Source organism: Modicisalibacter muralis (assembly GCF_900102945.1).
GTDB lineage: Bacteria > Pseudomonadota > Gammaproteobacteria > Pseudomonadales > Halomonadaceae > Modicisalibacter > Modicisalibacter muralis.
The window spans coordinates 182419-204984 of the sequence record NZ_FNGI01000001.1 but is presented as its reverse complement, the minus strand read 5'-3'; the positions used below and the strand labels follow the sequence as shown (position 1 = coordinate 204984).

Annotated in this window: 21 protein-coding genes; 11 read left to right on the top strand and 10 right to left on the bottom strand. The window is 62.9% G+C overall.

The window, feature by feature from the left end:
* Positions 1 to 171: 171 nt before the first annotated feature.
* From trmA to BLR92_RS00985, 5 genes are all read right to left on the bottom strand, one after another.
* Positions 172 to 1275: a tRNA (uridine(54)-C5)-methyltransferase TrmA gene (gene trmA, locus BLR92_RS01005; protein WP_089724648.1), complete on the bottom strand. Its 1104-nt coding sequence runs from the start codon at positions 1273 to 1275 to the stop codon at positions 172 to 174.
* Positions 1276 to 1334: 59 nt separating this feature from the next.
* Positions 1335 to 2144, bottom strand: a complete 810-nt coding sequence (murI, locus tag BLR92_RS01000) for a glutamate racemase (protein WP_089724646.1) — start codon at positions 2142 to 2144, stop codon at positions 1335 to 1337.
* Entirely contained in the window at positions 2141 to 3034 is an 894-nt protein-coding gene (locus BLR92_RS00995; protein WP_089724643.1) for a LysR family transcriptional regulator, read from the bottom strand. The genes murI and BLR92_RS00995 overlap by 4 nt, the downstream gene beginning before the upstream one ends.
* 147 nt (positions 3035 to 3181) lie before the next feature.
* Positions 3182 to 3532, bottom strand: a complete 351-nt coding sequence (locus BLR92_RS00990; protein WP_089724641.1) for a GFA family protein — start codon at positions 3530 to 3532, stop codon at positions 3182 to 3184.
* 77 nt (positions 3533 to 3609) lie between these two features.
* Complete coding sequence (locus BLR92_RS00985; RefSeq protein ID WP_089725922.1) at positions 3610 to 4155, bottom strand: hemerythrin domain-containing protein; 546 nt, start codon at positions 4153 to 4155, stop codon at positions 3610 to 3612.
* Positions 4156 to 4409: 254 nt separating this feature from the next.
* On the opposite strand from BLR92_RS00985, the gene BLR92_RS00980 reads away from it, so the two are divergent.
* Positions 4410 to 5750, top strand: a complete 1341-nt coding sequence (locus tag BLR92_RS00980) for a replication-associated recombination protein A (RefSeq protein WP_089724639.1) — start codon at positions 4410 to 4412, stop codon at positions 5748 to 5750.
* Positions 5751 to 5913: 163 nt separating this feature from the next.
* On the opposite strand, the gene lolA is transcribed toward BLR92_RS00980, so the two are convergent.
* Positions 5914 to 6552 (bottom strand): outer membrane lipoprotein periplasmic chaperone LolA, encoded by a 639-nt coding sequence (gene lolA, locus BLR92_RS00975; RefSeq protein WP_089724637.1) that lies wholly within the window; start codon positions 6550 to 6552, stop codon positions 5914 to 5916.
* Positions 6553 to 6665: 113 nt separating this feature from the next.
* Complete coding sequence (locus BLR92_RS00970) at positions 6666 to 9860, bottom strand: DNA translocase FtsK (RefSeq protein WP_245703873.1); 3195 nt, start codon at positions 9858 to 9860, stop codon at positions 6666 to 6668.
* A gap of 252 nt (positions 9861 to 10112) precedes the next feature.
* Between BLR92_RS00970 and aat the strand changes: the two genes are divergently transcribed.
* From aat to infA, 3 genes are all read left to right on the top strand, one after another.
* Positions 10113 to 10832: a leucyl/phenylalanyl-tRNA--protein transferase gene (aat, locus tag BLR92_RS00965; protein WP_089724634.1), complete on the top strand. Its 720-nt coding sequence runs from the start codon at positions 10113 to 10115 to the stop codon at positions 10830 to 10832.
* Positions 10822 to 11562 carry an arginyltransferase gene (locus BLR92_RS00960; RefSeq protein WP_245703870.1) on the top strand — a complete coding sequence of 247 codons (741 nt, stop codon included), beginning with the start codon at positions 10822 to 10824 and terminating at the stop codon, positions 11560 to 11562. Before aat ends, BLR92_RS00960 begins: the two co-directional genes overlap by 11 nt.
* 126 nt (positions 11563 to 11688) lie before the next feature.
* A complete protein-coding gene (gene infA / locus BLR92_RS00955) occupies positions 11689 to 11907 on the top strand; it encodes a translation initiation factor IF-1 (protein WP_013332816.1) in 219 nt (72 codons plus the stop codon).
* 168 nt (positions 11908 to 12075) lie between these two features.
* Here the strand turns inward: infA and clpA are convergent, their stop codons facing one another.
* The 3 genes from clpA to icd all read right to left on the bottom strand — a co-directional run bounded on the left by clpA (position 12076) and on the right by icd (position 16266).
* Positions 12076 to 14340 (bottom strand): ATP-dependent Clp protease ATP-binding subunit ClpA, encoded by a 2265-nt coding sequence (gene clpA / locus BLR92_RS00950; RefSeq protein WP_089724631.1) that lies wholly within the window; start codon positions 14338 to 14340, stop codon positions 12076 to 12078.
* A 99-nt stretch (positions 14341 to 14439) separates the two neighbouring features.
* Positions 14440 to 14829 (bottom strand): ATP-dependent Clp protease adapter ClpS, encoded by a 390-nt coding sequence (clpS, locus tag BLR92_RS00945; RefSeq protein ID WP_340148210.1) that lies wholly within the window; start codon positions 14827 to 14829, stop codon positions 14440 to 14442.
* Positions 14830 to 15009: 180 nt separating this feature from the next.
* Positions 15010 to 16266, bottom strand: coding sequence for an NADP-dependent isocitrate dehydrogenase (gene icd / locus BLR92_RS00940; protein ID WP_089724629.1), 1257 nt, complete (start codon positions 16264 to 16266; stop codon positions 15010 to 15012).
* A 117-nt stretch (positions 16267 to 16383) separates the two neighbouring features.
* On the opposite strand from icd, the gene BLR92_RS00935 reads away from it, so the two are divergent.
* The 7 genes from BLR92_RS00935 (at position 16384) to BLR92_RS00905 (ending at position 22400) form a co-directional block, all read left to right on the top strand.
* On the top strand, positions 16384 to 16986 hold the full coding sequence (locus BLR92_RS00935) for a pseudouridine synthase (RefSeq protein ID WP_089724628.1): 603 nt from the start codon (positions 16384 to 16386) through the stop codon (positions 16984 to 16986).
* Positions 16983 to 17432 carry an NUDIX domain-containing protein gene (locus BLR92_RS00930; protein WP_089724626.1) on the top strand — a complete coding sequence of 150 codons (450 nt, stop codon included), beginning with the start codon at positions 16983 to 16985 and terminating at the stop codon, positions 17430 to 17432. Before BLR92_RS00935 ends, BLR92_RS00930 begins: the two co-directional genes overlap by 4 nt.
* A gap of 111 nt (positions 17433 to 17543) precedes the next feature.
* A complete protein-coding gene (gene mnmA, locus BLR92_RS00925) occupies positions 17544 to 18710 on the top strand; it encodes a tRNA 2-thiouridine(34) synthase MnmA (protein ID WP_089724624.1) in 1167 nt (388 codons plus the stop codon).
* Positions 18707 to 19345 (top strand): high frequency lysogenization protein HflD, encoded by a 639-nt coding sequence (hflD, locus tag BLR92_RS00920; RefSeq protein ID WP_089724622.1) that lies wholly within the window; start codon positions 18707 to 18709, stop codon positions 19343 to 19345. The genes mnmA and hflD overlap by 4 nt, the downstream gene beginning before the upstream one ends.
* A gap of 61 nt (positions 19346 to 19406) precedes the next feature.
* Positions 19407 to 20771: an adenylosuccinate lyase gene (gene purB / locus BLR92_RS00915; RefSeq protein WP_089724619.1), complete on the top strand. Its 1365-nt coding sequence runs from the start codon at positions 19407 to 19409 to the stop codon at positions 20769 to 20771.
* A 1-nt stretch (position 20772) separates the two neighbouring features.
* Complete coding sequence (locus BLR92_RS00910; RefSeq protein WP_089724617.1) at positions 20773 to 21969, top strand: cupin domain-containing protein; 1197 nt, start codon at positions 20773 to 20775, stop codon at positions 21967 to 21969.
* Between the two features lie 2 nt (positions 21970 to 21971).
* Entirely contained in the window at positions 21972 to 22400 is a 429-nt protein-coding gene (locus BLR92_RS00905; RefSeq protein WP_089724616.1) for a GNAT family N-acetyltransferase, read from the top strand.
* The last annotated feature ends 166 nt before the right edge of the window (positions 22401 to 22566 follow it).

Sequence of the window (22566 nt, the reverse complement as noted above, 5' to 3'; positions counted from 1 at the left end):
CCGGAGGGGATGTCCAATGCGCGATGCACTCGATCGCGCTGCCCGTGAGCTTACTCTAGCTCACCCTGGCGACCCTATCGTCATGCCGCTTTCCTCATGGAGCATGTCAGTTGCGCATTGGCTATTGACATTAGCTTACAAGCTACAACCAAGGTCGCATATAGATGCGAGTCAGCGCTTTTCCAGCAGTACCCCGCATTCGCAATGATCGGTCCAGGGGAACTGATCGAATAGCGCAAAGCGCGTAATGGCATGCGTGTCGGCCAACTGCTCGAGGTTGCCAGCCAGCGTTTCGGGGTTGCAGGAGATATAAACGATCCGCGCGTAATCGCGCAGCCGCTCGCAACTGGGCGCGTCGAGCCCGGCGCGCGGCGGGTCGACCAGCACGGTGGTGAGGACGTAATCGTCAAGCGCCATGTCCACGACCCGTCGCCCGCCCTTTTCGCCGACCAGTGCTTCGGCGAACTCCTCGGCCGACATCCTCGCCACCACGGCGTTATCGATGGTGTTGGCCTTTAGATTGACGTTGGCCGAGGCCACCGAGGTGCGCGATATTTCGGTAGCCAGCACGCGGCGGAAGTTCTCGGCCAGTGCCACAGTGAAATTACCGTTACCGCAATACAATTCGACCAGGTCGCCGTTCTGGCTGTCGCGGGTCACCTCTCGCGCCCAGCTCAGCATCGCCCGATTGATCTCGGCATTGGGCTGGGTGAAGCTGCCCTCCACTTGCTGATAGACAAGCTCGCGGCCATCCACCTTGAGGCGCTCACAGACATGATCGCGCTCGAGCAGCCGGCGCTGTTTGCGGGCCCGGCCGATGATCGAGGCGCCGAGGCGTGCCTGCAACGCGCGCGCCTCCGTCTCCCAGGTTTCGTCGAGTTGGCGATGATAGATCAGCGTGATCAACGCCTCGCCGGATAGCGTGGTGAGAAACTCGGCCTGGAACAGCTTGCGACGCAGCACGGTATTGTCGCGAATCGCCTCGATCAAGCGTGGCATCAACTCATTGATGCGTTGGCTCGCCACCGGAAACTGATCGAGGCGCACGATCGTCTTGTTCTTGGGATCACTGGGGTCGACCTCGAACATCGCGTAGAAAAGATCGTCGCCCTCGTGCCAGACACGAAATTCGGCGCGCATCCGGTAATGGCTGGGCGGCGAAGGGTAAACCTCCAGCGCCGGCGGTGCGAGGTGCGCAAAGCGCGCGGTAATGCGCTCGCGCTTGGCCTCCAGTTGGGCCTGATAATGCTGCGGTTCGACGACGGGTACGACCACGAAATTTCGTTTCCTTGCCAAAAGATGATGAGTTCAACCGACCAGAATAACAGTCACGCTCAGCGCGACATCGCACGGGATTTGGCTGACGAATCGACGCCCGCCAACTGCCGGGGCGCGGCAAAGCCATAGCGCGCCAATGCCGTGACCAGCCCCTTATCGGGCGATGTCGCCCAAGCCGGTCCCGCGCCGCTGGCCGGCGCCGGCGAAGCGACGACGCTGGCCACGCGTCGGGCGATGGCCTCGCCCGAATCGATCCAGGTAATCGGCCTTGGCGCACAGGCATTGAGTGATTCGGCGAGCAGCGGGAAATGCGTGCAACCCAATACCACGGTATCGAGCGTCGGCTCTGCCCACAGCGCTGCCAGTTCGGCCGCCAACACTTGCGAATCCAGTGCGCCACCCGCCTGCGCGCGCTCGGCCTGCGCGACCAGTCCATCGGCGGCAACGCGAACCACCCGGCAATGCGCGGCGAACTCGCGAATCAACGCCTCGGTATAGGGGCGGTGCACGGTGGCGGACGTCGCCAACAGTCCGAAGGTGCCCGAGCGCGATGCCGCAACCGCCGGCTTGATGGCGGGCACGGTGCCGATCACCGGGATCGTTAGCCGTTCACGCAGTTCGCGCAGTGCCAAGGTGCTGGCGGTATTGCAAGCGACGACCAATGCACTGGCGCCGCTCGCCTCGACTGCCGCGCAACACACATCGGCAATGCGCATCACCAGCCAGTCATCGGGCTTGGTGCCATAAGGCAACATGGCATTATCGCAAACGTAGGCCAGTGCCGCCCCCGGCAGCCGGGCGCGCAACGCCGCCGCCACCGACAGGCCGCCGACGCCAGAATCGAACAGCAGGATCGGGCCGCTCATCGGTCTCCCTTGTGAAAGTAATCGCGCAACGTCTCGACCAGGGCCCGCAGGCGCGCCGGAATCAATTCACGCTCGGCGTACAGCAAATGCACGCCCACCGGGGGTATCACGAAGGGTTCCAGCACCCGCACCAATCGTCCGTGAGCCACCTCCGGCTCGCCCAGGAACGCCGGCTTGTAAACCAGCCCCATGCCGCGCACGGCCGCCTCGACCAGCGCCCGCCCGTTGTTACAGGTCAGCACCGGGTGAAAGCGAAAGCGCTGCAATTTACCGTCGACCATGAAGCTCCAGCTGGGCCCTTCGCGCTGCAGGCTGTAATGCAGGCAACGGTGGTCGCGCAACGCGTCGGGATGATGCGGTACGCCATGCTGTTCCAGATAGCTCGGCGCGGCATACACATGCATCGACATCGACATCAGCCGTCGCGCGATCAGGCTCGAATCTTCGAGGTTGCCGACCCGCACCACCAGATCGAAATCCTCGGCCAGCGGATCGACACGGCGATCCTCCAGCATCACCTCGAGCTGAACCGCCGGGTGCGCCCGTTCGAAGGCCTGCAGCGCCGGCATCAGTTCGCGCACGCCGAAATCCAACGGCGCCGAGAGCCGCAGCCGGCCGCGAATCTCGCCGCGCTGCTCACCCAGACCGGCCTCGAGCTCGTGTAGTTCGTCGAGCAGTTGCGCCGCGCCCTTGAGATAACGTTCACCCTCGGCGGTGAGTTGCAGGCGCCGCGTGGTGCGGGTCAACAGGCGCACCCCGAGCAGCGCCTCGAGGCGCGCCACCTGCTTGCTGACCATGGCGTTGGACAGCCCCAGCTTGCGCGCACCGCCAGCGAAGCTGCCCGCCTCGACCACGGCACGAAAGATGCGCATCGCCTGTAGCCGATCCATTGCCTCTCCTGCGCTTCACATTGGCTTCACGTTGGAGCGCATTCTACCCTAGCTCGCGGTGACTCGCGCGGTGGGCAAGCCTTATCCAATTGGGCCGGCTGCCACCTACTCCTCAAAGCGACCCGTGGCGTCACGGTCGCGCTCGTATCATCTCGTGAGCGGAAACGGCGGCAACCAGGACTCGCGACGAACGATCCAGCTTTCGTAGGTTGGCATCAGTTGGTCAGGGGCATCCAGGGATCCCAGGTGCACTTCGATTTCGTCTGCGCTGCGTGCGAAAACGGAAGAGCCGCAGCGGGGGCAGAAAAACCGCCCGGCGTAGTCGCGTGTTTCGCCATCGATCGTCACCGCATCCCGAGGGAACACCGCGGCGGCGAAAAAAAGGGCCCCATGATGCTTGCGGCAGTCGAGACAGTGACAAAGGCCGACCCGGTACGGGAGTCCCGAGGCCACAATTCGGACGTTGCCGCACAGGCAACCGCCCGTGAATTGGTCCATGCTGCGTCTCCTCTACAATCGACGGTCGGAATGTTTACAACGAACCCCGTCGGGCGTCCTGGGGACACGACACACGATCAGGCAAAGGGCGAGGGAGCGTCACGAAATTCGGCATAGAGTTCAGGGTACGCTTCCTGTAGGCGATTCAGCTTGGCTTCGGCGCCTTCCGGCAGTTCTTCGGCGAGCCGCTTGAGGTCATCGTCGTCGAAGTGCTCGCTAATCAATGGGAATAACTCTTCACGCTCGGCGCGAAGATAAGCACGGTGGGAATCCAGATAGGCCTTGAGATCGTGGGCGAAGCGATCCATGGGCACCACGGCATCCATCAGGATCATGTCGAGATCCTGCGACAGCCGCTTGAGACGCTCGTTGAGGTCATGATAATCACTGGCCAAGCGGTGACTCAGGCCGCCGGCCTCGGGGGCTTTCGCGGTAAGATGCTCACCGCAGACACGCTCCAGCGGTATGGTGAAACCGCTCATATAGTCGAGAATGTAGTCGACGACTTCCCGGATCAACTGGAAGTCGGGACGCTCGCCAGCATCGAGTGTCTTGTGTTTGAGGGACAGCACGTGCAGCAGCCGCGCCATGTTGGCATGATCCCGACGCAATTGGGTCAGCATGGGCATGGTGAGAGCCTCCTCCGCTTGAGATGGGCCTAACAGGGGCACGCCGTTCTATATTCCCTAGTGTAGGCTGACACTTCGATTCGCTCGCGGCCCAACATGACATGACCCTGGGCCGCCAATGAAGGGTCGACGGTCGGAGCGCCGCTCGCGTGACGCCCCAAATGTTTAACCCTAGTGGTTACCAGGCCATTACGCCCGTTGTATTGACACGTTACATGCATTTTTTCTTTCATACGAGCCGGGACATCATGGATCTATTCAGTCAGCATGCCCAGCAAGACAGCGCTCCCCTGGCCTTTCGCATGCGCCCCCAGCATCTGGACGACTATGTCGGGCAGCAGGCGCTGGTCGGCCCTGGCAAGCCACTACGCCACATGGCCGATAGCGGCACATTACGATCGATGATCCTGTGGGGGCCGCCAGGCGTCGGCAAGACCACCCTGGCGGAGATTCTCGCCGAGGCGTCGAGCGCCCAGTTGGAGCATATGTCGGCGGTGATGGCCGGCGTCAAGGAAATCCGTGCCGCCGTGGAGCGGGCACGCGCGTCGCAGGGTCAGGACCGCCCCACCGTGCTGTTTCTCGACGAAATTCACCGGCTCAACAAGAGTCAGCAGGATGCCTTGCTGCCCCATGTCGAGTCGGGGCTGCTAACGCTGATCGGCGCGACCACCGAGAACCCATCGTTCGAAGTCAATTCGGCGCTGCTCTCGCGAGCCCGCGTTTACGTGCTCAAGAAACTCGATGAGGACGAACTGATCGAGGTCATGCGCCGCGCCCTGGACGACGGCGCGCGTGGCCTGGGCAGCCGTGACATCCAGGTCAACGACGAGGTGCTGGGCATGCTCGCTCGCGCCAGCTCGGGTGATGCCCGGCGCGCCCTGGGTCTGCTGGAAACCGCCTGCGATTTCACCCAGCCCGAGGGTGAAGGCGAGCGACTGGACAAGACGGTGCTGCATGAAGTGATCGGCCACCGGGCCAGCGCCTTCGACAAGCAGGGCGATCATTACTACGACCTGCTCTCGGCCATTCACAAGTCGGTGCGCTCGTCGCGCCCCGATGCGGCGCTGCTGTACATGGCGCAATTCATGCAGGGTGGCGGCGATCCGCTGGACGTGATCCGCCGCCTGGCGGCGATCGCCTCGGAGGACGTCGGCAACGCCGAGCCGCGCGCCCTGCCGCTGGTGATGGCAGCCTGGGACGCCTACCTGCGCCTGGGCGACTACGAAGGCCAGCGCGCCATCGCCCACGCCACGATTCATCTGGCGGTCGCCCCCAAGAGCAATGCCATCGATCAGGCCTGGAAAGGCGCCCAGCGCTTCGTTGCCGAACACCCCGACCTCGAGGTGCCGATTTACTTGCGCAATGCGCCCACCAAATTGATGGCCTCGCTGGGGCATGGCGAAGGCTACCGCTACGCGCACCACGAACCGCACGGCTACCCGGCCGGCAGCGCGCATGACTGCTGGCCCGAGGCCACGGCGCACGCAACCTTCTTCAAGCCCAGCGAATACGGCCAAGAAAAGCGCTTCAAGCAGATGCTCGACTACCGCGCCGAGCTGGACGCCCAGGCGGACAAGGACAAAAGCTAGAAGCTGGAAGCTGGAAGCTGGAAGCTGGAAGCTGGAAGCTGGAAGCTGGAAGCTGGAAGCTGGAAGCTGGAAGCTGGAAGCCAAGAATGCTCTCGCCTCTTGGTTTTTTCTTCAAGCCGCGAAGCGGCGTACTTCCTGCTTCCAGCCGCAAAGCGACGCTCTTCTAGCTTGCGCGTGACTGGCGAATCACATCGGCGCCTTCGGGAACCTCGAAGGTAAAGCGCGAGGCTTCGAGATCGGGATTGATCTCGACATCATCGAAACGAATTGCGGTGCGTTGGCCAATGCTGTCGGCCATCTGCAGCATGCTCAGTCGCTCGCCCTGGAACGTCAACTTGAGTGACTCGAACAGCGTGTCGGGCGTCTGCGGGATCAACGTGAAGGTCTCGGTGACGCCCTGTTGTTGACGAGAGACATTGTAGCTACTGGTCAACTCGTCGGTACTGCCGGACAACAACAGCGCCGGGGTGTGCGTCACCCGGGTGTCCAGCGGCTGTACCCTGACCTGCTCGAGATCGGGGTCATACAGGTAGACGCTCTCGCCATCGGAAACCACTACCTGGCGATACGGTGCCTCGACCTCCCAGCGAAACTTGCCGGGGCGCGATAGCCACATCTGGCCCTGCGCTTCCTGCAAGCGGTTGCCACTGCCATCGAGAATCTGCTGCTCGAAACTGGCCGAGTAGGTCTGCAGCGGCTCGAGTAGATCCGTCAGGCGTGCTGCCGCCGCTTGATCGGCATGCGCCGTCAGCGGCATTAGCAATGCCACGCCCAGCGCTACCAACATCTTGAGTGGTTTCATGCCTTCTCCTTGGTTCGACTCAGCGAGTGGCCACTTACGGCCGGCTCGTTCCATTGACCTCGACGCGCGGCGGCTGGTTGCAACGCCGCCCGCTCTTCCTTATTAGCTGCACGTTATCCACCGACCGGCGGCGGCGCCAGCACCTCCCGGCTGCCGTTGGTGCCCATCGACGACACCACCCCGGCCGCTTCCATGGCCTCGACCAGCCTTGCGGCGCGGTTGTAGCCGATCTTGAAGCGGCGCTGCACGGCCGAGATCGACGCCCGGCGCGTCTCGGTCACGAACATCACCGCTTCGTCGTAGAGCGCATCCTGCTCGGCATCGCCGCCCTCGCTGCCATCGGCCTCGAGGCCGGTCAGCGCTTCGGCGCTCACGCCACCGGTCAGGATCTCGTCGATATATTCCGGCTCGCCGCGACGCTTCCAGTCCTCGACCACCCGGTGCACTTCATCGTCATCGACGAAGGCGCCATGCACGCGGGTCGGCATGCCGGAGCCGGCGGGCAGGTAGAGCATATCGCCATGGCCGAGCAGCGCTTCGGCGCCGCCTTGGTCGAGAATCGTCCGCGAATCGACCTTCGACGACACCTGAAACGCCATACGAGTGGGAATATTGGCCTTGATCAGCCCGGTAACCACATCCACCGACGGCCGCTGGGTGGCCAGAATCAGGTGGATACCCGCAGCGCGCGCCTTCTGTGCCAGACGCGCGATCAGCTCTTCGACCTTCTTGCCGACGATCATGAACATATCGGCGAATTCGTCGATCACCACCACGATATAGGGCAGTTTCTCGAGCACCGGCGGCTGTTCGTGCATCTGCCACGGCTGCGGCTCCCACAGCGGGTCGGCGACCTGGGCACCGGCACGCTCGGCCTCGTCGAGCTTGGCGTTGAAGCCGGCGATGTTACGCACGCCCATCGCCGCCATCAGCTTGTAGCGTCGCTCCATCTCGGCCACGCACCAGCGCAGGCCGTTGGCGGCCTCTTTCATGTCGGTGACCACCGGCGCCAGCAAATGCGGAATGCCATCGTAGACCGACAGTTCGAGCATCTTGGGGTCGACCATGATCATGCGTACGTCGTCGGGTGTGGCCTTGAGCAGCATCGAGATGAGCATGCCGTTGACCCCCACCGACTTGCCCGAACCGGTGGTGCCGGCTACCAGCAGGTGCGGCATCTTGCCGAGGTTGGCGACCACCGGGCCGCCGCCGATATCGTGGCCTAGCGCCAACGTCAGCGGTGAAGCCGCCTGCTGATAGGCGTCGGAGTCGATGACCTCGCGCAGACGAATCATCGCCCGATTGGGGTTGGGAATCTCGATACCCACCGTGGGACGACCGGGAATCACCTCGACCACGCGCACGCTCTTGACCATCAGCGAGCGTGCCAGATCCTTGGCCAGATTGCTGATCTTGGAAACCTTGACCCCGGCCGCCGGTTTGATCTCGAAGCGCGTGATGACCGGTCCCGGCCAGGTTTCGACGACTTCGGCCTTGACGCCATACTCCTGAAGACGCATCTCGAGCAGTTCGGCCATATCGACGAGTTGCTGCGGCGAGTAATTGGGCTTGGCAGGATCGGGTGGCGTCAGCAGACGCAACGACGGCAGCTCGCCACCGGGCTCGGGGAGGTTATCCATCACCGGGCGCTGGCTTTGCAAGTGCTCTACCGTCCACAGGGTCGGCCCTTCGGGATCATCGGCCGCGGCTCGTGCCTGATCGGCACTCGCCATGCACGGCACATCGTCGTCATCCAACTCATCGGGCGTGGCGCTCGCTCCGGCCTCGACGGCAGACAAGGGTATGTCATCGTCCTCCGGCGCATCGTCTCGTCTCTCGGCTGTCGCGTCGCTCCAGCTCAGGCGTGGCTCATTGGCATCCGCCTCATCGTCGCTGTCATCCCACTCGTCCCAATTGATGGCGGGCGGCCCCTGGCGCGCCACGGAATGCGGCGACGAAGCCGAGGATGCCGAAGCGGCATGGTCCTGACGGCTATCGGCCGACTCATCACGTGGCTCTTCTCGCGCTGGCTCATGGCGAGTGGGCGCTGGCGATGAATCGCCAGCGGGTGGGCGCGATACACTAGGCGGGATGATCGGCTCGTCGTCATCGGGAAGAATAGGCTCGGCCGGGCCATGCGTGGCCTGTTTAGACGCTGGCTCGCCAGGCTCGGGCATGCGCCGACGGGTCACGTCGGCGCGCAATGCGACTTCCTTGCTCGCCGTGGGTGACTGCTGAGCGCCATGCGCGGTTGCCGGCTCGGAGCGGGATGCGCCGAAAGCCGCTTTTATCCGCGCTTCCTGGGCGGTATACGCCGCTTCGGGCCGCTTGGCGGAGGGCGTGCGCTCCGGTACGTCCCAGGGAATCGCGATTCCCGCGTCACGCTCGGCGCGCAGCGCCATGCCGGTTCCAGGTGCCGAGTCCGGGTCGTCGAATTCATGCAACTGGGGTTCGCGCCGGCCACCGGCCAGCGCCGGCTCGGCGTCCCAACGATCAAGCTGCGGCCCTTTGTCGCGACCAAACCAGCGCCGCCACCAGGATGGCCTGTCGCTCGCCTGCACGCCAGCGTCTTCCCGCTCAGGCGTCGGTTGCTCGGCGATGGCATCCACGCGCGCCTCGCGACGGTTTGCCAACTGCGTACGCGCACCACCAAACTGGCGGCCCACCCAACGCAGCAGGCGGTGGGCGAGCGATCCCAACTCGTCCATTACCGTCAGCCACGACAGCCCCGAGAACAGCGGAAACGCACACAGAAACGATGCGATCGACAGCAATGTCGCGCCACGCAGCCCCACCAACGGCACCAGTGCCTCGGCCAACCCTTCGCCGAGAATGCCGCCCGCCGAATAAGGCAGTTCGCTCTGCGGGTTGAAGAAGTGCAGCGCGCCCAGACTGGTAGTGGCAAGCAGCAGCAGCACCAGGCCGCCGGCCCTGACCGCCAATGCCGTGGCATCCCACTCCAGACGCACCTCGCGACGGCGCATCAGCCGCCAGGCAGCAAAACCCAGCATGCCCGGCCACCACAGGGCACTGGCCCCGAACAGCGAATACAGCACATCGGACAGCCAGGCGCCGATCGGCCCCATCCAGTTGTCCACGTCCTGCCCCGGCCCACTGTGCGACCAACCCGGGTCCTGCGGTGAATAACTGAACATCGCCAACAGCAGGAACACACAGGCCGCCAGCAATACGATAATGACGCCTTCACGGGACACCCCTTGCAGGCGCAAACCGAAGCGGCGAGCTTGTTCCTTGGCCTGGGTCGTCGTCGTGCGTCGACGTCCGTCGGTCTTTTTCTTGACACTCAAATGGCCTACCCCCTTCCTACCACCCTACCCGCCGACCGAGCTCTACCGGGACGATCTCGCTCGAGTCGCCCCGGGCCAACCAGCGGGCATGGGCATTGTCTTTGCGAGGACGACATCATACCGAGCCTGAGCCATGTGGCACAGGGGGCAGTGCGCCTCATTGCCATCGCTCGGCTCACCAAGCGTTGTGATCGCCGGAGAACGGCGGCAAACTGGCCCATTGCGGCTCTCCCAACGCGATGACTGAACACCATGCTGCCCTGGCTACCCGCCCAATCGATTCATTTTCCGCCTCTCGATACCGCGCTCGACGAACCCGATGGCCTGCTGGCCGCCGGCGGTGCGCTGACACCGGACTGGCTGTTGGCCGCCTATCGGCGCGGCATCTTTCCCTGGTTTGGTGAGGACCAGCCGATTCTGTGGTGGAGCCCCGACCCACGCCTGGTACTGTTTCCCGAGCACATTCGCATCACCCGGAGCCTGGCCAAGCGCCTGCGCAATGGCGGTTTCCATGCCACCTGCGACAGCGCTTTCGCGGCGGTCGTCGAGGCCTGTGCCGCTCCGCGAGCCGACGCCGAAGGCACCTGGATCACTGCGTCGATGCAGGACGCCTATCTTCGCCTGCATCTGCTCGGCCATGCCCACTCCATCGAGATCTGGCGCGATGAGCGTTTGGTCGGCGGCCTGTACGGCGTCGCGCTCGGGCGAATGTTCTTCGGCGAATCGATGTTCTCTGTCGAGCGCGATGCTTCCAAGATCGCACTGGTGCATCTGGCACAGCATCTTCGGGCACAGGGCGGCGGCCTGATCGATTGCCAGATGCCGACCCCGCACCTGGTCAGCCTGGGCGCGCGGAGTATCGCCCGTAGCGAGTTCATCGACTACCTTAATGAGTATGTGGATCAACCGGCAACCCGCTGGGATCCGGCTTCTCCATCATGTGACCCAGGAGGCGAAGTACGTGAGCAGTAGCGCTGTGCAACAGCCGCCGGCGCGGGATCTGCGCTTCTTTCTTACTGTGCCTCATGCGTGCAGTTATTTGCCAGGCCGTGAAGCCACCACCTTGTTTCTCGATCCCCAGGAATCTCCCGGTCAGGGCGTCTACGATGCCTTGGCGCTGTTGGGGTTCCGGCGCAGCGGGCGTCACCTTTACCGACCGCATTGCGAGGGCTGCAGCGCCTGCATCTCGGTGCGCATTCCGGTTGCCGACTTCATTCCCAACCGCACTCAGCGCAGGCTCAAGCGCCGCAACGCGGACCTGACGGTCCATGAACGTCCGGCCGCCTTCGATAGCGAGCATTACGCGCTTTATGCGCGCTATATTCGCGCTCGCCATGCCGATGGCGATATGTATCCACCCAGCCACGAGCAATACCGAACCTTCCTGACACTGGATCATCCTTATGCACGACTGCTCGAATTTCGTCTCGACGACAAACTGCTCGCGGTGGCCGCCATCGACCTGTTGGGTCACGGGCTATCGGCCATCTATACGTTTTTCGACCCCTCCCCCATCTTCGAACGCCGCTCGCTGGGCACGTATGCCGTACTCTGCCAGATCGACAAGGCCCGCGAACACGGCCTGCCCCACGTCTATCTGGGCTACTGGATTCGCGAATCGCCCAAAATGAATTATAAGCGGGCTTTCCAGCCTCTGGAGTTTCTCGACGGTCGTCATTGGCGTCGTTCCATCCCGCTATGAGACGTGATTTTTGCCTTGGCGCGCGGCATGCGGCACAATATCGGGCTATCTTGATTAGCGAAGGCGACGCGATAAGCGATTGCCCTGCTATCATGCGTCGCGACCCACACTCGAGGAACCGCCTATATGGCCCGAGAAGATCATATTGAAATGGAAGGTGTCGTCGTCGACACCCTGCCCAACACCATGTTTCGCGTCGAACTTGAGAACGGCCATGTGGTGACCGCCCATATTTCGGGCAAGATGCGCAAGAACTATATCCGCATACTCACCGGTGACAAGGTCAAGGTCGAGCTCACGCCCTACGACCTGTCCAAGGGGCGCATCGTCTACCGCTCACGCTAGGCTTCGTACGAAAACTGCCTGCGCTCGCAAAATTCGACGACCGGCCCCTGCGCGCTGCATACCATCAGCCTCAATAAAACGCCCCGTCATCGACAGGGCGCAAGCATCGCTAAAGACTCGCTGACCGGGAGACAGGCAAGACGGCCCTCCTCCCGGCCGATGCCTCAATCAGGCCAGTTCCGCTTCCGTGGCCAGATGCAGTTCGCCACCCTCCACCGTGACGTGAACCAGCCCACCATGTTCGGCGAGATCGCCGAACAGGATCATTTCGGCCAACGGCTTCTTGAGCTTCTCCTGAAGCACACGCGCCATGGGTCGCGCGCCCATCTCCGGATCGTAGCCCTGTTCGGCCAACCAGGCCCGGGCCTGTTCGTCGACATCGAGCTGGACACGCTTCTCGTCGAGTTGCGCCTGCAGTTCGACCAGGAACTTGTCGACTACGCTGCGCACCACCGACGGCGCCAGCCCGTGGAACTGGATGATGCCATCCAGACGGTTGCGGAACTCCGGCGAGAAGGTCTTGCGGATGATCTCCATGCCGTCGGTGGAGTGATCCTGCGACTGAAAGCCGATGGAGCGCCGTGAAATCTGCTCGGCGCCGGCATTCGAGGTCATGATCACGATCACGTGACGGAAGTCCGCCTCGCGGCCGTTGTTGTCGGTCAGACGACCATGGTCCATGACCTGCAGCAGCAGGTTGAAGACCTCGGGGTGCGCCTTCTCGATCTCGTCGAGCAACAGCACGCAGTGCGGCTGCTTGGTGATCGCCTCGGTCAGCAACCCGCCCTGATCGTAACCGACATAGCCCGGCGGCGCGCCGATCAGCCGTGACACGGTGTGTCGCTCCATGTACTCCGACATGTCGAAGCGCACCAGTTCGATGCCCATCAACTGGGCGAGCTGGCGCGCCACCTCTGTCTTGCCGACCCCGGTCGGCCCGGAGAACAGGAAGCTGCCGACTGGCTTGTCGGGCGACTTGAGCCCGGCCCGCGACAGCTTGATCGCCGCCGACAGGCTCTGGATGGCTTCATCCTGGCCGAACACCAGCATTTTAAGATCGCGCTCCAGGTTCGACAGCAGCTTGCGATCGGAGCTGGAAACGCTCTTCGGCGGAATCCGCGCGATCGACGCGACTATCGCCTCGACCTGCTCGACGTCGATGGTCGACACCCGTACCTCGGGCGGCAACAGCCGCTGGTGAGCGCCCGCCTCGTCGATCACGTCGATGGCCTTGTCCGGTAGGTGACGATCGTTGATATAGCGATCCGCCAGACGTACCGCGCTATCCAGCGCCGAGTCGGTGTACTTGAGCTGGTGATGCTCCTCGAAGCGCCCGCGCAACCCCTTGAGAATGCGAATGGTGTCCTCGACGGAGGGCTCCATGACGTCGACCTTCTGGAAACGCCGTGCCAGCGCGCGATCCTTCTCGAAGATGCCGCGGAATTCCTGGAAGGTGGTCGAGCCAATGCAGCGCAGATCACCGGACGACAGCAGCGGCTTGAGCAGGTTGGAGGCGTCCATCACGCCACCGGACGCCGCGCCGGCGCCGATCACGGTGTGGATCTCGTCGATGAACAGAATCGAGTTGGGCTGCTTCTTGAGTTCGGCCAGCAGGCTCTTCAGGCGCTTCTCGAAGTCGCCGCGGTATTTGGTGCCGGCGAGCAGCGCGCCCATGTCCAGCGAATAGACCACGGCGTCGCTGATCACGTCGGGGACGTCTTCTTCGACGATCCGCTTGGCCAGGCCCTCGGCGATGGCGGTCTTGCCGACACCGGCCTCACCCACCAGCAACGGGTTGTTCTTGCGTCGCCGGGCGAGAATCTGCACCGTGCGCTCGAGTTCATGATCGCGCCCGATCAGCGGGTCGATCTTGCCGAGTCGCGCCTGCTCGTTGAGATTGGTGGCATAGCCGGTCAACGGATGCGCATTGCCTTCGCTCACGCCTTCCTCGCCCTCTTCGGCGTCCTGGGACGGCGACGGGCTCTGGCCATGGCCGGCAACCTTGGAGATACCGTGGGCGATATAGTTGACCGCATCGACACGCGCCACGTTCTGTTGTTTGAGGAAATAAACCGCCTGGCTTTCCTGTTCGGAGAAAATCGCCACCAGCACGTTGGCGCCCGTCACTTCGGACTTGCCGGAGGATTGAACGTGGAATACCGCGCGCTGCAGCACACGCTGAAAGCCCAGCGTCGGCTGTGTCTCGCGGTCTTCCTGATCCTCGGGGATCAACGGCGTGGTGGAATTGATGAAGTCCTGCAGGTCCGAGCGCAACTTGTCCAGGTTGGCTCCGCAGGCGCGCAGCACATCCGCCGCGGAGGCGTTATCCAGTAGGGCCAGCAGCAGGTGCTCGACGGTCATGAACTCATGACGCTTGGAGCGCGCCACCGTGAAGGCCGTGTTCAGGGTCAGTTCAAGTTCTTTGCTCAGCATGGCAGTCCCCTTCTAGCCGCTTAGGCATCGTCGGCACTTTCACAATCGGGCACATCGGGCAGTTTCGCAAGCCCTAGACTGTCACGTTAGCCAATAACGTCAGTCGGCCCGGTCGATATCGCACAGCAGCGGGTGCTGGCATTCTCGCGCGTAATCGTTGACTAGATGACTCTTGGTTTCCGCGATATCGCGGGTAAAGATGCCGCAAGTCGCCTTGCCTTGGGTGTGCACCGCCAGCATCACCTGAACGGCCTTCTCGCTATCCATGTAAAAGAAGACCTGCAACACCTCGACGACGAATTCCATGGGGGTGAAGTCGTCGTTGTGCAAGATCACCTTGTAGCGTGGCGGTTCTTCAAGCTCGGGGTCGGCCGGCTTGACCGCCAGGTCGTCCTCGCTGTCTTCCTGTGGTTGTGGTGGGCGTGTCATCCCCGCCCAAGAGGGCATCGCCGCGGCAATCATCGTAACGTTCTCGTGTGTCTTGAACATAAGAGGCAAAATCCATCGGCACAAGCCGAATTGCACGCGGGACGTCAACAGTTCTTTGACGCCCGCAGGCCGTCCGGGTTCATTGCAAGATGCGTCCCGCGGGCCAACCTTGCAAGGGTAGCGTACGAAAAAACCCCCGCTGGCAGGGCGAGCGGGGGTCATCTTGTCGCACGCTGAAAATTACATGTTGTCGGCGATGGCCTGGCCGAATTCGGAACACTTCAGCAGCACGGCCTTTTCCATCACGCGGTGGAAGTCATAGGTGACCTCGCCCTTGGCGATGGCTTTCTCGACACCCTTGAGCACCAGGTCGGCGGCCTCGGTCCAACCCATGTGGCGCAGCATCATCTCGGCGGAGAGAATCAGCGAGCCGGGGTTGACCTTGTCCTGGCCGGCATACTTGGGTGCAGTGCCGTGGGTCGCCTCGAACATCGCCACCGAGTCCGACAGGTTGGCACCCGGCGCGATACCGATACCGCCCACTTCAGCCGCCAGCGCATCGGAAAGATAATCGCCGTTCAGGTTCAGCGTCGCGATGACGTCGTAATCGGCCGGGCGCAGCAGGATCTGCTGCAGCATGGCGTCGGCGATGACGTCCTTGACAACGATTTCCTTGCCGGTGTTGGGGTTCTTGAAGGTCATCCACGGGCCGCCATCCAGCAACTCGGCGCCGAACTCATCACGCGCGATCTGGTAGCCCCAATCCTTGAAGGCCCCTTCGGTGAACTTCATGATGTTGCCCTTGTGCACCAGGGTCAGCGACTCACGGTCGTTGTCCACGGTGTACTGCAGGGCCTGGCGCACCAGACGCTTGGTGCCTTCCTCGGAGACCGGCTTGACGCCGATACCGCACATTTCCGGGAAGCGGATGTTGGTAACGCCCATTTCCTCGCGCAGGAACTTGATGACCTTCTCGGCCTCTGGCGAGCCGGCCTTCCATTCGATGCCCGCGTAGATGTCTTCGGAGTTCTCGCGGAAGATGACCATATCCACATCGCCAGGCCCTTTGACCGGGCTCGGCACGCCTTCGAACCAGCGCACCGGACGCTGACAGACATACAGGTCGAGCTTCTGGCGCAGCGCCACGTTCAGCGAGCGGATACCGCCACCGACTGGTGTGGTCAGCGGTCCCTTGATGGAGACCACGTAATCCTTGACGACCTCCAGAGTCTCTTCGGGCAGCCAGGTGTCGGCATCGTAGACTTGGGTCGCCTTTTCACCGGCGTAGACTTCCATCCAGTGAATCTTGCGCTCGCCGTTGTAGGCCTTGTGCACCGCCGCGTCGATGGCGATCTTCATGGCCGGGGTGACATCGGCTCCGATGCCGTCACCCTCGATGAACGGGATGATCGGCTCGTTAGGCACGTTCAGGGTATGGTCGGCGTTGACGGTAATCTTTTCGCCGCCTTCAGGTACGGTAATTTTCTGGAACCCCATTGATGACTCCCCTGTGATGTGTTCAGTGGAGGCCGGAGTATAGCATCGCCCCCCGGCCGCGGAGTAGGCTTGGCGCTTCGATCCGCACGAAAGTCGGTCACGACATAAGTTCTATAGATGAGCACTCTCTACCTGCTGAACAAGCCATACCACATGCTCTCGCAGTTCACCGACCGCGAAGGTCGCGCCACGCTGGCCAGCGTCATCGACGTGCCGGATATCTATCCGGCCGGACGCCTCGATTACGATTCGGAGGGCCTGTTGCTGCTCACCGACGACGGCGCGCTGATCCATCGCATCAGCGATCCGCAGCACAAGCAGCCCAAAACGTACTGGGTACAGGTCGAGGGCCAACCCGGCGAACGCGCGTTGACGGCGCTGCGCCGGGGCGTCACGCTCAACGACGGCCCGACCCGCCCGGCCAAGGTGCGGCGCCTCGACGACCCGGCGGTCGCCGAGCGCAATCCGCCGATCCGCCAGCGCGACGACATACCCAGCGCCTGGCTGGAGCTGACGATCAGCGAGGGCCGCAATCGCCAGGTTCGCCGCATGACCGCGCATGTCGGCCACCCCACGCTGCGTTTGATCCGCGTGGCCATCGGTGCCTGGCGGCTCGACGGCCTGGCACCGGGGCAGTGGCGCAGCGAAACGCTGCATGCGCCCATGTCACCCAGGCGCTATCAGGCACAGCCGGCCCGCCGCAAGAGGAAGCGCCCATGAACCGATGGTCACCGCATGTCACCGTTGCCTCGGTGATCGAACGCGCTGGTCGCTATCTGCTGGTCGAGGAGGACCATGGCGACCCCTTCAGCCTGTTCAACCAGCCCGCCGGCCATCTGGAGCGCGGCGAGCGGCTGACCGAGGCCGCCGCGCGCGAGACCCGCGAGGAAGCCGCCTGGCACGTCGCCATCACCGATTACCTGGGTCTGACCACCTTCACCGCCGCCGATGGGCTGGTCTTTCATAGTCACGCCTTCGTCGGTACGCCACTGGCGCGTCTCGACGAGCCGCTGGATGATGGCATCGTTGCCGCTCATTGGCTGACTTTCGATGAAATCGACGATCTCGATCGCGCTGGGCGGCTGCGCAGCCCGCTGGTCATGCAGCGCCTGCGCGACCTGCGCGGCGGGCGAGTCTATCCACTCAATGTCATTCGCGAGCGCTGACTCGAAGCCCGAAGCCATAGCCTGTATAATCTCGCGCAATCTTTCGGCCTTTCCATACGCGAGCACCCCTGACGTTCGCGGATGAGCATATTGCGAGTATCTATTCCGAGAATGGCTATTTCCGAAGCCCCGGCATCTTCAGCCACCGGGACGCCTTCCACCACAGGCAAGGTCATCGTCGGCATGTCCGGCGGCGTCGATTCTTCCGTTGCCGCGCTGCTGCTGCTCGAGCAGGGCTATCGTGTCGAAGGCCTGTTCATGAAGAACTGGGACGAAGACGACGGCAGCGAATACTGCACCGCCAAGGAGGATCTGGCGGACGCCCAGGCGGTGTGCGAAAAGCTCGGCATCACGCTGCATACCGCCAACTTCGCCGCCGAGTACTGGGATAACGTCTTCGAACACTTCCTGGCCGAGTATCAGGCCGGGCGCACGCCCAATCCCGATATCCTTTGCAACCGTGAAATCAAGTTCAAGGTATTTCTCGACTACGCCGAGATGCTCGGCGCCGAGCACATCGCCACCGGGCATTACGTCCGTAGAGGGCAGGTGCGTGAAGACCAGCGCGAAGGTCAGGCCCTACTGCTCAAGGGGCTGGATAGCAACAAGGATCAGAGCTATTTCCTGCATGCCGTGCCCGAAGCCGCTATCGCCCGCAGCCTGTTTCCGATCGGCGAGCTGGAAAAACCCGCAGTGCGCGAACTGGCCGAGAAACACGGCCTGGCCACCGCGCGCAAGAAGGATTCCACCGGCATCTGCTTCATCGGCGAGCGGCGCTTTCGCGATTTCCTGCAACAGTACCTGCCGGCCCAGCCGGGGCGTATCGAAACCCCCGAGGGCGACGTCATCGGTGAGCACATGGGCCTGATGTACCACACACTGGGCCAGCGCCAGGGCCTGGGCATCGGCGGCTTGGCCGATTATCCCGATGCGCCCTGGTTCGTGGCCAGCAAGGATCTTGAACGCAACGTATTGATCGCCGTACAAGGCCAGCAACACCCGTTACTGTATACCGATGCCCTGATCACCGAAGCGATGGACTGGATCGCTGGCAAGCCACCATCCAGCGAAGCCAGGCTGACCGCCAAGACCCGCTACCGCCAGGCCGACAAGCCTTGCCGCATGCGCGTGCGTGACGATGGCGGCGTGGCAGTGTTTTTCGACGAACCGCAGCGCGCCGTGACACCGGGCCAATCGCTGGTGCTCTACGACGGCAACGTCTGCCTGGGTGGCGGGGTCATCCGCGAAGCCTGGAAGCAAGGGGCACAAGCCGCATGAATGCGACGCCGATTCAGACCGCGCCCGACGACCCCACGACTCGCCAGGCCATTGCCCTGGCCGGCGTATTCCAGGCCGCCGCGGTGGTCGATCAGTTGGCGCGCACCGGGCAGTGCGACGAGCGCGCCTGGCAGACCCTGATTCGCGCCACGCTGGATACCGATCCGACGAGCTTCGAAGCCATTTACGGCGGCCATCACAATAATCTGCGCCTAGGGCTCGGCGTGCTCAATGCCGTGGCAGGTCGCGAGCAAGCCGATCCTGGCGTATTGCGTTACGGCTTCACCCTGCTGATGCTGATGCAGAAGCTGCGCAAGCAGCCAGCGATGATGGATACACTGGGCGAACGGCTGACGCGTGTTCAGGACCAGGCCGAACACTTCGACGACACGCACGAAAACGTCATCGCCAGCCTCGGCGAACTGTACCAGAACACCATCTCGACCTTTCGCCAACGCATTGTGGTGCAGGGTGACCCGGGGCTATTGCAGCAGCGCATGATGCCCGAGCGGGTGCGTGCCGCGCTGCTTGCCGGCATTCGCTTTGCGCTACTCTGGCACCAACAGGGTGGCCGACGCTGGAAACTGATATTCCAGCGCGCGGCGATGAAAAAGACCCTGGACCGGCTTAACTGAACCGACGGCACTGCGCCACACCATCGACACCACTTCGGAAACATGACCTGGAAACATGACCATGCAACTTTCCTCTCTTACCGCCCTGTCCCCCGTCGATGGTCGTTACGGCGCCAAGGCCAAGGCTCTGCGCGAGCACTTCAGTGAATTCGGCCTGATCCGCGCGCGCGTCACCGTCGAGGTACGCTGGCTGGAATGCCTGGCGGCTCATCCGCAAATCGGCGAAGTACCGGCCTTCTCGGCCGAGGCCAAGGCCGTTCTCGACAGCCTGGTCGCCGATTTCTCGGTGGAAGACGCCGCACGCATCAAGGACATCGAGCGAACCACCAATCACGACGTCAAGGCGGTCGAATACTTCCTCAAGGAGAAGGTCGCCGACCAGCCCGAACTCAACGCCGTCACCGAGTTCATTCACTTCGCCTGCACCAGCGAGGATATCAATAACCTGTCGCATGCGCTGATGCTCAAGGGTGGGCTCGGCGTGCTGCTGCCGGTGATGCACGAAGTGACCGCCGCCGTCGAACGCCTGGCCCATGAACACGCCGAACAACCGATGCTCTCGCGCACCCATGGCCAGACCGCCAGCCCCACCACGCTGGGCAAGGAGATGGCCAACGTCGCCTATCGCCTGCGTCGCCAGCTGAAGCAGATCGAAGCCGTTGCACCGATGGGCAAGATCAACGGCGCGGTGGGCAACTACAACGCCCATCTGGCGACCTACCCCGAGATCGACTGGGCGGCCAACGCTCGCGCCTTCGTCGAAAGCCTGGGACTGGCCTTCAACCCCTACACCACGCAGATCGAGCCGCACGACTACATCGCCGAACTGTTCGACGCCTTCTGTCGCTTCCATACCATCTTGATCGACTTTGACCGCGACGTATGGGGCTACATCTCGCTGGGTTACTTCAAGCAGCGCACCGTGGCCGGCGAGATCGGCTCCTCGACCATGCCGCACAAGGTCAACCCCATCGACTTCGAGAACTCCGAAGGCAACCTGGGGCTGGCCAACGCCCTGCTCGGCCATCTGGCGCAGAAGCTGCCCATCTCGCGCTGGCAGCGCGACCTCACCGACTCCACGGTATTGCGCAACCTCGGCGTAGGCCTGGCCTACGGCCTGATCGCCTATCAGGCAACGCTCAAGGGCGTCGGTAAGCTCGAGGCCAACCCGTCACGCCTGGACGACGATCTCGACAACAGTTGGGAAGTGCTCGCCGAACCGATCCAGACGGTCATGCGTCGCTACGGTATCGAAAAGCCCTACGAGAAACTCAAGGAGCTGACTCGTGGCAAGCGCATCGACCAGGCCGGCTTCGCCGCCTTTATCGATACGCTGGAACTGCCGGGCGAGGTAAAAATCCAGCTCAAGGCGCTGACGCCTGCCAACTACATTGGCAACGCCGTCGAGCAGGCCAAGGATCTCTGAGATGTCTCCCGATACGCCCTTGAGCCTGCTCGGCGGCCTGAGCGCCGCCGAGTTTCTCGGCGACTACTGGCAGCAGAAGCCACTGCTGATTCGCGGTGCCCTGCCCGATTTCGTCTCGCCGCTGTCGCCGGATGAATTGGCCGGGCTGGCCTGCGAAGAAGGTATCGAGGCGCGGCTGATCGAGGAGCACGGTGTTGACGAAGCCGACGCCGACAAGCCTTGGAAAGTCAGTCATGGCCCCTTCGATGACGCCACCTTCGCGCGCCTGCCCGAGCACGACTGGACGCTGCTGGTACAAGCCGTCGATCACTACGTGCCCGAGGTCAGCGCCCTGCTCGAGCACTTCCACTTCCTGCCGCGCTGGCGTCTCGATGACATCATGATCAGCTACGCCCCGCCCGGCGGCAGTGTCGGCCCGCACGTCGATCAATACGATGTCTTTCTGCTCCAGGCCAGCGGCACGCGGCGCTGGCAGCTTAGCGGCGCGGTCGCCGACGATGCGCCGATCATCGCCGGCATCGATCTGCGCATGCTCGAACACTTCGAGGTCCAGCCAGACCAGGATTGGCTACTCGAATCGGGCGACATGCTCTACCTGCCACCGGGCATGGCGCATCATGGCGTCAGCCAAAGCGACGATTGCATGACCTTCTCGGTGGGCTTTCGCGCGCCTTCCGTCGATGAATCGATCACCTCGTTCGCCGACTACCTTGGCGAGCAATTGCCCGATTCGCGACGCTACGGCGATGCCGGCCGCACCGTGCCATCGCACCCCGGCGAGATCGACGACGCAGCACTTGCGCGCATGCGCCAGCTGATTCTCGATAGCCTGGATAGCCCCGAGCAGCTGGAGCAGTGGTTCGGACGCGTGATGACGCAGCCCAAGTACGTCGATCAGTTGATCCCCGCCGAATCGCCCACTGACATCGCCGAACTTGTCGCTGAATTACAGGATGGCATGACGCTGGAACGCACCCTGGGGTCACGCTTCGCCTATCGCCAGCATGACGAACATCGCACCACGCTGTTCGTCGATGGCGACGGCCTGGCCTGCGATGCCGAGTTGGCCGCGCTGCTCAGCGGCGATGCCGCGCTGGATGCCCAGGTGCTCGAGTATCCCGGCGGCACCGAGCTACTGGCGACCCTACTCGATCGCGGCAGCCTGAGCTGGCCGCTCGACGACGATCTGGAGGACTGACGATGACTGCCCTCGACATTCGCCAGGGCGATTGGCAGAGCCTCGGCACACTCGCCGGCGACATCCGCCGGATCGTCTTCATCGAAGAACAGGCGGTGCCCGAAAACGAGGAATGGGACGGCCGCGACCCGAATTGCGTGCATTTTCTCGCCTATCGCGGCGGGCGTGCCATCGGCACCGCCCGCTTGCTGCCCGACGGGCATATCGGCCGGGTCGCCGTGCTCAAGGAAGGTCGCGGTTTGGGTATCGGGCTTAAATTGATGCAGGCCGCCATCGATTGCGCCAGGGCAAAAGGTCACCGAGAGGTGCTGCTGGACGCCCAGACTCATGCCCTGGCCTTCTATCGGCGATTGGGCTTCCAGGTGTATGGCGGTGAGTTTCTCGATGCCGGGATTTTGCATCGCAGCATGCGACTGACATTGTCCGAGTAACCTCTTCCCATTCTGCACTAGGTGGAATTTAGCTACAGGGGTGCCCTGAAAAACTCCTTTTTGTAGTCAAACTACAACCCTCCCTGCCCCAAAGTAATAATTGCCAGGCCCCATGTGCTGGGCCATAGTGAAATCACGGAGCAAATTAAAACAAGCGTTTTACCTC